This is a genomic window from Streptomyces antimicrobicus (assembly GCF_020532625.1).
Lineage (GTDB): Bacteria > Actinomycetota > Actinomycetes > Streptomycetales > Streptomycetaceae > Streptomyces > Streptomyces antimicrobicus.
This window is the reverse complement of record NZ_JAJAUY010000165.1, coordinates 1-13007: the sequence shown is the minus strand read 5'-3', so window position 1 is coordinate 13007 and position 13007 is coordinate 1. Positions and strand designations below refer to the sequence as shown.

Sequence of the window (13007 nt, the reverse complement as noted above, 5' to 3'; positions counted from 1 at the left end):
TACCGTCGTGGCCGGCGCCTGCGCCGGGGGTGGGGGCGGGGGCGTGAGCGTCGGCGGGTCCGTGGCCGGTTCCCTGGCCGTGGCCGGGGGCGTGGCCGAGGCCGGGGGTGTGGCCGAGGGCGCCGCCGTCGCCGGGCCCCGCGCCCAGGCCGCCGTGCCCGACGTAGCCGTCCGCCGGATACGCCGCGCCCGCCGGGTACGCCGCGCCCGCCGGGGCGAGGGCCGCCGCCGACCGGATGCCCGCCAGCAGGGCCACCGAGACCGGCACCAGCGCCAGCCCCGCCAGCAGCCCCTCGGCCGGCATCAGCCCGCTCCACAGCCCCGAACACCGCAGGCATTCGCGGGCGTGCCGGGCTATCCGCTTGCGCCACAGCGTCGACGGCCGCCCGTCCCAGGTCTCCAGCATCGACCGCAGTGCCTCGCACGGCGGATGGGCCTCCAACGCCCGCTCGACCACGCGGGCCGCCTCCAGCTGGGCCTTCATCCGCTGCACCCGCACCGCCGTGTGCTGCGCGGGCAGCTCCAGGGCGCGGGCGACCTCCGCCCGGGTGAGCTCCCCGGCGCACTCCAGCCACCACAGCGACAGCAGGGCCCGGTCGTCGGGCTCCAGCCAGCGCGTGGCCCGGGCGGTCTCGCGCCGCTGACCGGCCAGCTGCAGCCGTACGACGGTCAGGTCGACGAAGTCGGCCCCCGGGTCGGCCAGCTCGTTCGCCTCGTCCAGGCCGCCGTCGGCGTAGGGCCGGCGGGCCTGCCAGTGGGCCCGGACCCGGTTCATGGCGATCGCGACCAGCCACGACCGGAAACTCTCGTCGGAGCGCAGGGTGCCCAGGCCGTCCAGGGCCCGCAGCATCGTGTCCTGCACGACGTCGTCCACGTCGACGGAGCCGTTCAGGGCGCGTCCGACGATGTTGTAGACGAGCGGCAGGTGCGCCGCCACGAGCTCGTCCTGGGCGTGCGCGTCCCCCGCGCGTGCCGCCGCGACGAGCGTTGCCGTGTGGTCTGTACTCATGTGAAGAATCCCTGTCCGTGCCGCCGGTCGATGATGCCCAATACCTGGGAGACCGTCGAGCCGGGGGCCGATAACGCTTTCCGCCGAGATTCCTCAGAAATTTTTTCGACGGGTGGACGGGCGGGTGTGCGAGGCCCGTACGGGTGCCCTCACCGGGGCGGCCGGCCACCGGCCGCCAGGGGGGGCGCGCGGCGGTGTCAGGGCAGGAGCAGCGGGGCGAGGGCTTCCGCCGCCTCCCGGACGGCGGGCCCGTAGGTCTCCAGCTGCTCGCGCGGGACCAGGAAGGTGACCGTGGTGACGCTCACCCCGCCGACCGGCCGGCCCGCGCCGTCCAGGACGGCGGCGCCGAGGCACCGGATGGCGGGCTCGTTCTCCTCGTCGTCCAGGGCGAACCCGCGCTGCCGTACGACGGCCAGCTCGGCCTCCAGCTCCACGACCGTGGCGAGGGTCCGCGGGGTGCGGCGCGGCAGGTCGCCCGTGCCGAGCAGGGCGCGGACCTCCTCGGCAGGGAGCGCGGCCAGGACGCTCTTGCCGATCGCGGTCGTGTGCAGCGGCATCCGCGTGCCCACCCGGGAGGCGGTGCGGAACGGCTGGTCGCTCTCCAGCTTGTGGACGTAGGTCACGCTGCCGCTGCCGCTGCCGCTGCCGTCGCCTGCCGCGCCCCGGGCGGGGCCGCCGTCGTACAGCGCCAGGTGCACCGTCTGCCCGGTGCGCCGGCGCAGCTCGTCCAGGGTCCGCTCGACACCGGCGGGTTCGGCGCCGGCCACCTGCGCCGCCAGGCTCCGCAGCCGCGGGCCCACCCCGTACCGGCCGTCCCCGGCGGTGCGGACGTAGCCCTGCTCGGCCAGTGCGGTCAGGATCCGGTGGGTGCTCGACCTGGGGACTTCGGCGGCCGCCGCCACCTCGGCCAGCCGGTGCGGTCCGCCCGGCGCCGCGACGGCCTCCAGGATCCGCAGCGACTTCTCCGACGCCGTCCCGGCGGCCGAGGTCCGGCCGGCCCGCGGCTCTGTCATGAGAACTCCCGTGGTGGGTAGGGTCGGGACAGGTTCCGGCACACGGTACAGCGTTCTGTTACGTGGAACGCGAGGGAGGGGAGCCCGTGACCAGTGCGACCAGTTCGAGCAGTCCGAGCAGTCCGACCGGTCCTCCGAGTCCGAGCGGCGGGACCCTCGGGTCGTGCCACCCGTACGCGGTCATCGCCGCCCAGCGGCTGCTGCCGGTCCTGCGCGATCGCGATGCGGACGCGGCGGTGCGGCGGACCGCGGCACTGCTCGCCGCCGGCTGCCGGGCCGTGGAGCTCACGACCTCGACGCCCGGCTGGGCCGGAGCCGTCGCGCGGACCGTGCCGCTCGTCGACGCGCACGGCCGGCCCGCGCTGATCGGCGTCGGTACCGTGACCACCGCCGAGCAGGCCGAGGCGGCGCTCGACGCCGGGGCGGGATTCCTGGTCTCGCCGTATCCGGCGCCCGAGGCCCGGGCGGTCGCCGGGCGGCGCGGGGCGGTGTTCGTCGAGGGCGGTTTCACCCCCGGTGAGATCGCCTGCGCCGCCCGGCGCGCCGGGGCGGCGAAGATCTTCCCGGCGCACGTCGGGGGCCCGGAGTTCCTGCGCTCCCTGGCCGCCGTCCTGCCGCCCGCCCTGCTCGTGCCGACGGGCGGCATCCGCCCGGCCGACGTGGACCGCTGGCTCGACGCGGGCGCGGCGGCCGTCGGGGTCGGGAGCGGTCTGCCCGCCGACCCCGGCGAACTGGCCGCCCTCTTCGCGGGCCTGGCCGCCCGGCCGGGCCCCGACCGCGTCCGGGGGGAGGGCTGAGGTGCACGGATCGGTGGGCGGGGCGGTGGACGGATCCGTGGGCGGGCCCGCGGACCGGTACGACGTCCTCGTGCTGGGCGAGGTCCTGGTGGAGGTCCACGCGGGCGCGGCCCTGCGCGAGGCCGCGCAGGGGACACCGGCCCGGCTCGGCTTCTCCGGCGACGCCCTCAACGTCGCCGCGGCGGCCGTCGCCGCCGGCGCGCGCACCGCGTTGCTCGCCGTCGTCGGGGAGGACGAGCTGAGCGTGCCGCTGCTGCGCCGGGCCACCGAGCTCGGGATCGACGTCCGTCACGTACGCCGCTCCCCGCGCCCCAACGGGGCCTATCTGCTGTCGGCCGACTCCGACGGCGACCGGGAGTTCGTCTACTGGCGCACCCGCAGCGCCGGATCCACCCTCGGCCCGCAGCACGTCGCGTCCTGGCACGACCTGCTGACCGGGGCGAAGGCGCTGGTCACCAGCGGGATCACCGGGGCGCTGTCACGGAGCGGGCGGGCGGCGGCGGTCGCCGCCGTCACCACCGTGCACCAAGCCGGTGGCCATGTCACGTACGACCTCAACTTCCGCCCCCGGCTGACCGGTCCGCGGTCCGCCCGGGCCCTGCTCGCCCGGATCGCCCCGCTGACCGGCCTGCTCAAGGCGTCCTGCCCGGCCGATGCCCGGGCCCTGCTCGGCACGGACGACCCGGCGACCGCCGCCGAGCGCTGCCGGGCCCTGGGCGCGGCGGCCGTGGCCGTCACCGCGGGCCCGGACCGGATGCTGCTGCACGACGGGACGACGGCCCGTCGGCTCACCGTCCCGGTCGCTGCCGAGGCCGTCGACGCGACCGGGGCCGGGGACTGCTTCACCGGGACGACCACCGCGCGCCTGGCGCTCGGCGATCCGCTCGCCGAGGCCGTCGCCCACGGCGCGGCCGCCGCCTCCCTCTCGGTGGCCGGACGCGGCGGGACGGGACGCGTGCCCGCCTTCGCGGAGACGGCCGCGCTGGCGCGTGCGCACCGGGCGACGGGCGCGGGCCGGGGCGCGGACACGGGCGGGGGCGCGTGCGCAGGCGCGGACGGCAGGGCCTGAGCGCCCCGGCGCCGGCCCGGTCGTCCTACTCGTCGTCCTGCTCGTCGTCCTGCTCGTCGTCCTCGTCCTCGTCGTACGGGTCGTAGAGGTCGGGCCCGGGTTCGTACGGCAGTGGTTCGGCGACCCACCCGGCCGCCAGGACCAGGCGCGAGGTCCGGTGCACGGCCAGGAAGCCGAAGGGGCGGTCGAAGCGCGCGAGGAGCCGGCGGGCACGGTAGCGGGCCCGCGGCATCACACCGCAGCCCGCCGCGGTGGCGAAGGCCGTGACCGCCGCCGCTTCGAAGCCTTCGGCCGTGAACGTCGCGCCGGCCGACTGCCGGGCCGCCTTGACGGCCAGCGGTTCCTCGCTGATGCCGGGGAAGTGTCCGCTCCGGTCGTCCGTCGCGGTGGCGAGGCCGAACACCTCCTTGTGGTCGAGGAGGTTGTGGTGCGCGCCGGTCACGGAGAAGGCGACGGTCTGCACCCGGAGCTCGGGGTCGCGGTCGGGCGAGGGTTCGGTCCACACACGCAGGCCGGGACCGGGAGCGCCCTCGGGCAGCGCGGTCCCGTCGGTCGACGCCACGGCCCGGGTGACCGTGTCGATCCCGCCGCGCAGCACGTCTCCGGGAGCGGCGTCCGGCTCGCCGAGCACCAGGTGCACGTCCACGCCCCGGTCGCCGACGACCTCCAGCACGGTGACCGGTCCGCCGGCGGTGCGGGCCACCCGGACCCGGTGCGGCAAGGCCGTGTTCCGGCTGAGCCCGACCACGGGCCGCCCGTCCCAGGGGCCGTCGTGGACCGTGTACGGGATGTCGCTGAACGGCCGGATCCACTTGAGCCGCAGCGCCAGTGCCGAGGCGAGGACGAGCAGGGTGTCCCCGTCCACGGTGACCGGCATCCGCTCGACCAGCCCGCGCGTGTGCCGCGCGGCCCAGGTGTCGAGGGCCGCCTGGTCCGGGACCGGGTCCCCGGTGAGTTCGCCGTGGCTGCCCTCCGGCAGCGCCGTGGTCCAGGCCGGTTCCAGGGAAAGGCCGCGCCGGGTCCACAGTCCGGTCGCGACGTCCAGCCCGCCGATCGCCGCGAGCCCCGCGAGCAACTGGCGCGCGGCGGCGGCCGCTTCGCCAGCCGGCAGGCCCAGGGCCTCCTCCATCTCGGCCCGGGCCGGCCCGCCCGCCCCGTCCGCGAGCAGCGCCAGCAGCGGCCACACCCCGGCCGCCGTGAACACCGTGTTCCGCTCGCCCGCGCCGGTCGCCGGTGCGGCCCACCGGGTGGTGAGCCGGTTGACGGCCCGTATCGTGCTGATCCTCATGCGGGGGAGCGTACGGGGGGAACGCCGCCCGGCCGGACCGTTTTTCCACGGCCCCTCCGGTCCACCTCCCGGCCGCGGGCCTCAGCTTCCCGCGTCGTACGTCCACTGGCCGACGTCGTCGGCGAAGCCGCTGTTCATGGCGAACTGCAGGGCGGCGATCCGTGCCTCGGCGGGGATCGCGAACGTGACGAGGCCGAGCGCGGTGTCCTGCGGAGCGAGGGTGACCGTGCCGGGGAACTCGGCGCCCGCCGAGGTGGCGTTGAGGACGCTGGCGAAGCGCTGCCCCTGGCTGTCGATCAGGTAGGCGCCGTTCTGCGGCGAGTCCCGGTAGGGAGCCGTGCCGGTGTTCTCCAACCGGAACTCCACGGCGACCAGCCGCTCACCCTCCTCCGGCACGTCCGCCGGGCCCTCCGGCGGCGCCGGGTCCACGGTCCGGGTCACGGTGACGTCGAGGCGCTCGCCGGGGCCGTTGCCGCGCAGCGGAATCGTTTCGTCGGACGGCCCGGCCGCCCCCAGCAGCGCGGGGGTCAGCAGGGCGAGCACCGCCCACGGCATCCAGATCCGACGCATGCGCCGCACCTCCCACCGCCGTCGTCCGTACGCCCTCCGCCTCCACGATCCCCCCGCCCGGCCGGGCCTGCCACCGGTGCTGCCGGGGGTAGGGGGAGGCCTGCGGGTCCGAAGATCACGTCTGGCAGACTGGGGCGGGTCATCCCAAGGCGGTGCAGGACAGGAAACCGGTGCGATTCCGGTGCGGTCCCGCCACTGTGACCGGATCCCGACGGTTCCGGAAGTCAGACACTGACGCGCCGCCTCCTCCCGTCGACCAGGGGACGAGGATCCCCCGGAGAGGTCTGCCTGGCCATGCCGCCGCTTCCCGCCCTCGCGCGTTCCTTCAGCCGCGCCCGCTCGGTCGTGCGTTCCGCCGCCTCCCTCGCCCTCCTGATACCCCTGGCCGCCTGCGCGGGCACGAGCGGTACGGACCGCGCGGGCGCACCGGCCGCCGAGGGGTTCCCGTACACCGTCACCAATTGCGGAATGCGCACCACCTACGCCGCCCCGCCCCGGCGCGCCGTCACGCTCAACCAGCACAGCACCGAACTGCTCCTCGCCCTCGGCCTCCAGGACCGCATGGCCGGCACCGCCTACCTCGACGACGCCGTCCTGCCCCGGTACCGGGAGGCGTACGACAGGATCAAGGTGCTGGCGAAGGAATACCCGTCAAAGGAACTCCTGCTCGCCGCGGAACCCGACTTCGTCTACGGCGGCTACTCCAGCGCCTTCGACAAGGCCCAGGGACGCGACCGCGAGGGCCTGCGCGCCAGCGGCGTCGACTCCCGGCTGAACGTCGAGTACTGCACGGACGGGCCGGTCGGCCTGGACCGGCTCAAGACCGAGATCACCGAGGTCGCCGCCACCTTCGGCGTCCCCGAGCGCGGGGCCCGCCTGATCGAGGACCAGCAGCGCCGCATCGACGCCGTCACCGCCGCGGTGGCCGACCGGCCCCGGCCGGCGGTCTTCGTCTTCGACTCGGGGGAGGGCTCCGCGTCCACCTCCGGCGGGCGGGGCATCGGCAACGAGATCGTCTCGCTGGCCGGCGGCAGGAACGTCTTCGCCGACCTCGACCGCACCTTCGGGGAGGTGTCCTGGGAACAGGTCGTCGAACGCCGCCCCGAGGTCGTCCTGATCTACGACTACGGCGGCACCGGCGTCGAGGCCAAGAAGCGGCGGCTGCTCGACGACCCCGCCCTCGCGGACGTGCCCGCCGTCAAGAACCGGCGGTTCGTCGTCCTCCCGCTGTCCTCGGCCGTGCTCGGGGTCCGGGTCGCCGACGCCGTGGAGTCCCTGGCCGGTCAGCTCCACCCCGGCGCCTCGTGAGCCGAGCTCGGGGCAGCGGAGCCGAAGTCGGTGACGGTGCCCGGGCCGGAGTCGGTGACGGTGCCGTGGCCGAAGCCGGTGACCGCGCCGGCGCCGTTGCCGGTGCCGGCAACGGCCCGGGTGCGGGCCCCGGTACGGCCGCCGGCGCCGGCCCCGGCGCCGCCACCGGGCGCCGGAGCGTGGCCGCCGTGCTGCTGGTGCTCGGCCTCGCGCTGGCCGCCGCCCTGGTGGCCGGGCTGGCCCTGGGACCCGTACGGATCGCCCCCGGCCGGGTCTTCGCCGTCGTCCTCGGCGGCGAACGCGGCGGACCCCTCGCCACCATCGTCTGGGAGGTCCGGATGCCGCGGGTGCTGCTCGGCGCGGTCGTCGGCGCCGGGCTCGCGGTGTGCGGCGCCGTGCTCCAGGCCCTCGTCCGCAATCAGTTGGCCGATCCGTTCCTGCTCGGCGCGTCCTCCGGGGCCTCGGCAGGGGCGGTGCTCGTCCTGGTGCTCGGCGCGGGGGCGGGTCTCGCCGGGCTGACGCTGCCGGCCGCCGCGTTCGGCGGGGCGCTCGCGGCGCTGGTCGCCGTGTACGCCATGGCCAGGCGCGGCGGGACCATGACCGGCCAACGGCTGATCCTGGCGGGTGTGGCCGTCCAGTACGTCCTGTCCGCGCTCACCAGCCTCGTGCTGGTGCTCGCGGCGAAGGCCGACCAGCTCCGGTCGGTGATGTTCTGGACCCTGGGCGGGCTGGGCGGGGCCCGCTGGAGCGAACTGGCGCTGCCCGCCGCCGCGCTGGCCGTCGGGACCGGGCTGCTCCTGGCGCTGGCCCGGCCGCTGGACCTGCTGCTGACCGGGGAGGAGGACGCCCGGACCCTGGGCCTGGACACGGGACGGTTCCGGGCCGCCGTCTTCGTGCTCACCTCGCTCGTCGTGGGCGTGCTGGTGGCCTACAGCGGGGCGATCGGCTTCGTCGGCCTGATGGCACCGCACGCCGCCCGGATCGTCGTCGGCGCCGGGCACCGGGCGCTGCTGCCGGTGGCGGCGCTCGGCGGCGCGGTCTTCCTGACCGTGGCCGACCTGCTCGCCCGGACGGTGGCGGCCCCGGAGGAGATCCCGGTCGGCGTGGTCACCGCCCTGGTGGGCGGTCCGTTCTTCCTGTGGATGCTGCGCCGCACCACGCGGATCGAAGGGGTCACGACGTGATCCCGGAGCACGCGCGGGCGGCGGGGACGCCACGAGCGGCGGAACTCCGCGTCAGCTCCCTGCACTTCGCCACCGACGGCCGGACCCTGCTGCACGGTGTCGACCTGACCGCCGCTCCCGGCGAGACGGTCGCCGTGGTCGGCCCCAACGGCAGCGGGAAGACCACCCTGCTGCGCTGCGTCCACGGGGCACTGCGGCCCACCGGCGGCCGGGTGCTGCTCGACGGGCGGGACGCCGGGGCCCTGAGCGTGAAGGAACGGGCCCGGCGCGTGGCCGTCGTACCGCAGGACGCCGGGGGCGTCCCGGGGCTCGCGGTCCACGAGGTCGTGGCGATGGGACGCAGCCCCTACAAGCGCTTCTGGGAACCGGACGGCCGGGACGACGCCCACCGGGTGGCCGAGGCACTGCGCACGGTCGGTGCGGCGGAACTGGCCGGACGGCGCTTCGACGAACTCTCGGGCGGCGAGCGCCAACGGGCCCTGGTGGCACGCGCCCTGGTCCAGGACCCGGGTCTGCTCGCCCTGGACGAGCCCACCAACCACCTCGACATCCGCCACCAGTTGGCGGTCCTGCGCCTGGTCCGCGACCTCCCGGCCACCGTCCTGCTGGTCCTGCACGACCTCAACCTGGCCGCCTCGTTCTGCGACCGGCTCTACGTCCTGCACGAGGGCCGGGTGGTGGCGGACGGCGCCCCGGCGGAGGTCCTCACCGAGGCGCTCCTGCGCGAGGTCTACGGCGTGCGTGCCCACGTCAGCCCCCATCCGACGACCGGGGCGCCGAACGTCGTCTACCTTCCCTGAGGCGAGGCGAGGCGAGGCGAGGGGGTCTGACGGGACGGAGGGGACAGGTAGAAAGGTGCGGCCGGGGGAGTGCGCCCCCGGCCGCACCGGGTCACCCGAGGTTGCCGTAGGGCCGGGTGATGATCTCCATCCCATGACCGGCCGGGTCCAGGAAGTACAGGCCCCGGCCGCCGTGGTGACGGTTGATCTCGCCGGGCTGCTTCAGGTGGGGATCGGCGTAGTACGTGATCCCCCGCGCCCGGATGCGCTCGAAGGCCGCGTCGAACTCGTCGTCGGAGACGAGGAACGCGTAGTGCTGCGTGGTGATGGACTCCGCCGGCACGGTCGCGAAGTCCAGGGTGACGCCGTTCGCGGTCGCCACGGGGACGAACGGGCCCCACTCGGCCCCGACTTCGAGGTCCAGGATGTGCGCCAGGAACGCGGCGGACTCCCGGTTGTCGCGGGAGTGGACGATGGTGTGGTTGAGCTCGACTGCCATGAGTGAATGCCTCCGTAAGGCACTTCACGGACACCTCCATGCCTCACCCGGTCGGTGACCGACACGCGATGCCGTGAGCGTGATCCTATGCCGCCCTCCGCGCCCCCGTCGACCTGGTTTCCGCTGCGCCGCTCCCTCCCCGCGATCACCCGAACGAGCGATAGAAAGCGCTTTCTGTCTTTGTCAGGATGGAGATCCACACGCTGGACGCCACGATGGCCGGGAGCAGGAGGAGGGGACGCACATGGCGGTCACGCTCGCCGAGGTCGCGGCACACGCCGGGGTCTCGCCCGCGACGGTCTCGCGGGTGCTCAACGGCGGATATCCCGTGGCGGGCGGCACCCGCACCCGGGTGGAGCGCGCGGTCGAGGAGCTGGGGTACGTGGCCAACGCCCCCGCCCGGGCGCTCGCGGCCGCCACCTCCGACCTCGTCGGCGTTCTCGTCCGCGACGTGGCGGACGGGTTCTTCGGCATCCTCGTCGCAGCCCTGCAGCGGGCCCTCGGCCCGGAGGCGCCGGGTCAGGCCGGCTCCGGGCGGCTCACCGTCGTGTGCGCCACCGAAGGGGCGCCCGCCGCCGAGCTGGCCCACCTCACCCTGCTGGAGGGACAGCGGGCCGGTGGGGTGGTCCTCACCGGCGGCGCGGTGGAAGAGGTCGAGCACACCGTCGCCCTCACCACCCGGGTCGCGCGCCTCGCCTCGGGGGGCACTCCCGTGGTCCTCTGCGGTCGCCCCCCGCTGGCCGTGCCCGCCGGGCTGCCCGTCTCCACGGTCGCCTTCGACGACCGCGGAGGGGCCTTCCGACTCGCCGAACACCTCCTGACGCTCGGCCACCGCCGCATCGCCTACGTCGCCGGGCCGGCGGGCCTGAGCACCGGCCGGGAGCGGCTGGCGGGCCACCGGGCCGCCCTGGCACGGCACGGCAGGGCCCTCGCCGAGGACTGCGCCGCGCTCACCGTCCGCACGAGCCTCGAACGCTCCGCCGGGTACGACGCCACCCGGGCGCTGCTGCGCCGCGGTCGGTCGTTCACGGCCGTGGTCGCCGCCGACGACACGGTGGCCACGGGTGTCGTCGCCGCCCTGCGGGAGCAGGGCATACGCATCCCGGAAGACGTCTCCGTGGCGGGCTTCGACGACCTGCCCGTGTGTGTGGACACCGCTCCGGCGCTCACCACCGTGCGGGTGCCGCTGCGCGAAGCGGGGCTGCTGGCGGCCCACCTCGTCACCCGTCGGAGACAGCCCCCGCCCGACGGGATCACCACCTTGCCCACCCAGTTGATGGTGCGCGGCTCCACCGCGCCCCCGCCCACCGGGAGACAGCCATGAGGTACGCGTTCTCCACCCTCGGCGTGCCGGGCCGCAGTGTGGCCGAGACCGCCGAGCTCGCCGCCGCCCACGGATTCGACGGCGTGGAACTCCGCGCGCATCCGGAGGAGCCGCTGCACCCGGGCACGCCGTCGCCCGAGCGCGCCGAGGCCGTGCGGACCTTCGCGGCCGCCGGCGTCGAGGTCCTCGCCGTCGCCGGGTACGCCAAGGTGGCCGCTGTCGGTGAGGACGAGCCCGTCGTCGCCGAGCTGCTCTCCCTGATCGTGCTGGCCGCCGAACTCGGCGCCCGGTACGTGCGCGTGTTCCCGGGCGGCGGCAACCAGCCCACCGCCGACGCGGACCGGCTCGCCGTACGGCGGCTGGCGGCAGCGGCCCCGTTCGCGGAGCGCCACGGGGTCCGGCTGCTGCTGGAGACCCATGACTCCCACCAGACCGGCGCCGCGATCGGGCGGGTGCTGGACCAGGTCGGCCATCGCGCCGTCGGCGCGCTGTGGGACGTGCTGCACACCTGGCTGGGCGGCGAGGCCCCGGCCGACACCCGGCGGGCCCTGGCGGGACACCTGGGGTACGTCCAGGTCAAGGACGTGGCCTCGGCGGGCGAGCTCAGCCCCCTCGCGCTCGGGGCGGGGGCCCTGCCGCTGGCGGAGGCCGTCGCCGAGGCACCGTCGGACGGCTGGCTGTGCTGGGAGTACGAGAAGCGCTGGTACCCCGACGCCCCCGACTTGCCCGGCCTGCTCACCGGGGGCCGGGCCTACCTGGCGGGCCTGGTGCCCGGCGGGCGGACCGACGAGGAGGTGGTCGCGGGTCAGGCCGAAGACCCGAGCCGGTCCGGGTCGACCGCGTGCCGGAAGGGCAGTCCCTGGGCGTAGCGGGCGACTTCCGCCACGGCCGTGGCCGCCAGCCGGTCCAGCTCACCGCCGAGCGAGCCGGCCATGTGCGGGGTGAGCAGGACGTTCGGCAGGTCGAACAGCGGGGAGTCGGCCGGCAGCACCTCGGGCTCGGTGTGGTCCAGGACGGCGTGCAGCCGTCCCGAGACCAGCTCGCGGGTGAGGGCCTCGGTGTCCACCAGGGCGCCGCGGGCACTGTTGATCAGGGTGCTCCCGTCCCGCATCAGGGCGAGCCGGGTCGCGTCCAGGAGGTGGCGGGTGCCGGGGAGGGCCGGAGCGTGCAGGCTCACCACGTCGCTGCGGCGCAGCAGGTCCTCCAGCGCACACGCCTCGGCGCCCAGCACGGCGAGGTCGCCCGGATCGGCGTACGGGTCGTGCACGAGGACCCGCAGGTCGAAGGGGCGCAGCAGTTCCAGGACCCGTCGGCCGACGAGCGAGGCCCCGACCAGGCCGACCGTGCGCCGGTAGTTGCCCGCGGTGGGGTAGCGGCCGAGGACGTCGACCGGGCCGCGGGCGGCGCGGTAGGCGTGGGCGGCCTCCAGGACCCGCTTGTTGGAGAGGAGGACGGCGGCGAGGGTGAACTCGGCGACGGGGACGGCGTTGGCGGCGGCCGCGCTGGAGACCAGGAGGCCGCGTTCCCAGCAGACCGGGGTGACATGGTGCTTGACGCTGCCGGCGGCGTGGACGACGGCGCGCAGCCGGGGCATCCGGTCCAGCGCGGCGGCGTCGAGCGGCGGGCAGCCCCAGCCGGTGAACAGCACCTCGGCCGTGCCCAGCCGGTGCGCGAGCGCCGGGTGGGGATCGGCGAAGTCCGTGACCAGGAGCTGGGGGTCGACGTCCGCGACCCGCAGCAGGTCGGTGAGCATCCGGGGGCCGAGCACGGCCGCGCGGGTGCGGGGGTCCATCGCGAGGACCGTCGAGGGGCGAGGGGTCACTGGACGGCTCCGGCGGTGGGTCCCGGGCGGCGGGAGGAGCGCTGACGGCGCGCGAAGGCCAGGGAGGGGAGGAGGACGGCGCCATCATGTGGTCGGGCCCGACCCACGTCAAGAGCACCGCCGACACCACCGCCCCGGGTCCCGGCCGTCCGGCCTTCCGGCTGCCGGCCTTTCGGGTCCCGGCGGGACCGGCCTTCCGGCTGCCGGCCTTTCGGGTCCCGGCGGGACCGGCCTTCCGGCTGCCGGCCTTTCGGGTCCCGGCCGACCGGCCGACCGGCCTCCCGGCCGACCGGCCGACCGGCCTCCCGGCCGACCGGCCGACCGGCCTCCCGGCCGACCGGCCGA

13 protein-coding genes and 1 riboswitch are annotated in these 13007 nt (G+C 76.0%); of the genes, 7 read left to right on the top strand and 6 right to left on the bottom strand.

All coding sequences use genetic code 11. The features are described from left to right. On the bottom strand, positions 1–1009 hold a 1009-nt coding region (locus LG632_RS26965), incomplete at its 3' end, for an RNA polymerase sigma factor (protein ID WP_226730156.1). Between the two features lie 197 nt (positions 1010–1206). Beyond that, positions 1207–2022 carry an IclR family transcriptional regulator gene (locus LG632_RS26960; protein WP_226730155.1) on the bottom strand — a complete coding sequence of 272 codons (816 nt, stop codon included), beginning with the start codon at positions 2020–2022 and terminating at the stop codon, positions 1207–1209. An 86-nt stretch (positions 2023–2108) separates the two neighbouring features. Here LG632_RS26960 and LG632_RS26955 point away from each other — a divergent pair, with 86 nt between their 5' ends. Then, entirely contained in the window at positions 2109–2819 is a 711-nt protein-coding gene (locus LG632_RS26955) for a bifunctional 4-hydroxy-2-oxoglutarate aldolase/2-dehydro-3-deoxy-phosphogluconate aldolase (RefSeq protein WP_226730154.1), read from the top strand. Between the two features lies 1 nt (position 2820). Continuing rightward, positions 2821–3888, top strand: a complete 1068-nt coding sequence (locus tag LG632_RS26950) for a PfkB family carbohydrate kinase (RefSeq protein ID WP_226730153.1) — start codon at positions 2821–2823, stop codon at positions 3886–3888. A 25-nt stretch (positions 3889–3913) separates the two neighbouring features. Here LG632_RS26950 and LG632_RS26945 read toward each other — a convergent pair whose 3' ends face one another. Together LG632_RS26945 and LG632_RS26940 are read right to left on the bottom strand one after the other, a co-directional pair. Beyond that, positions 3914–5176 (bottom strand): serpin family protein, encoded by a 1263-nt coding sequence (locus tag LG632_RS26945; RefSeq protein WP_226730152.1) that lies wholly within the window; start codon positions 5174–5176, stop codon positions 3914–3916. Positions 5177–5257: 81 nt separating this feature from the next. Further along, positions 5258–5746, bottom strand: coding sequence for a DUF4352 domain-containing protein (locus tag LG632_RS26940; protein WP_226730151.1), 489 nt, complete (start codon positions 5744–5746; stop codon positions 5258–5260). Between the two features lie 119 nt (positions 5747–5865). Beyond that, a riboswitch (cobalamin riboswitch) is annotated at positions 5866–6000 on the top strand. A gap of 40 nt (positions 6001–6040) precedes the next feature. On the opposite strand from LG632_RS26940, the gene LG632_RS26935 reads away from it, so the two are divergent. From LG632_RS26935 to LG632_RS26925, 3 genes are all read left to right on the top strand, one after another. Next, positions 6041–7054 (top strand): ABC transporter substrate-binding protein, encoded by a 1014-nt coding sequence (locus LG632_RS26935; protein WP_226730150.1) that lies wholly within the window; start codon positions 6041–6043, stop codon positions 7052–7054. 179 nt (positions 7055–7233) lie between these two features. Next, entirely contained in the window at positions 7234–8238 is a 1005-nt protein-coding gene (locus LG632_RS26930; protein ID WP_226730158.1) for a FecCD family ABC transporter permease, read from the top strand. 59 nt (positions 8239–8297) lie between these two features. Then, positions 8298–9038, top strand: coding sequence for an ABC transporter ATP-binding protein (locus LG632_RS26925; RefSeq protein WP_226730157.1), 741 nt, complete (start codon positions 8298–8300; stop codon positions 9036–9038). Positions 9039–9129: 91 nt separating this feature from the next. Here the strand turns inward: LG632_RS26925 and LG632_RS26920 are convergent, their stop codons facing one another. After that, positions 9130–9516 carry a VOC family protein gene (locus LG632_RS26920; RefSeq protein ID WP_226730149.1) on the bottom strand — a complete coding sequence of 129 codons (387 nt, stop codon included), beginning with the start codon at positions 9514–9516 and terminating at the stop codon, positions 9130–9132. Between the two features lie 244 nt (positions 9517–9760). Here LG632_RS26920 and LG632_RS26915 point away from each other — a divergent pair, with 244 nt between their 5' ends. Both LG632_RS26915 and LG632_RS26910 read left to right on the top strand, forming a co-directional pair. Then, positions 9761–10840, top strand: a complete 1080-nt coding sequence (locus tag LG632_RS26915) for a LacI family DNA-binding transcriptional regulator (RefSeq protein WP_226730148.1) — start codon at positions 9761–9763, stop codon at positions 10838–10840. Continuing rightward, on the top strand, positions 10837–11709 hold the full coding sequence (locus LG632_RS26910) for a sugar phosphate isomerase/epimerase family protein (protein ID WP_226730147.1): 873 nt from the start codon (positions 10837–10839) through the stop codon (positions 11707–11709). Before LG632_RS26915 ends, LG632_RS26910 begins: the two co-directional genes overlap by 4 nt. Here LG632_RS26910 and LG632_RS26905 read toward each other — a convergent pair. After that, positions 11646–12632, bottom strand: coding sequence for a hydroxyacid dehydrogenase (locus LG632_RS26905; RefSeq protein ID WP_226730146.1), 987 nt, complete (start codon positions 12630–12632; stop codon positions 11646–11648). The two genes, LG632_RS26910 and LG632_RS26905, sit on opposite strands and share 64 nt — an antisense overlap. Positions 12633–13007 lie beyond the last annotated feature (375 nt).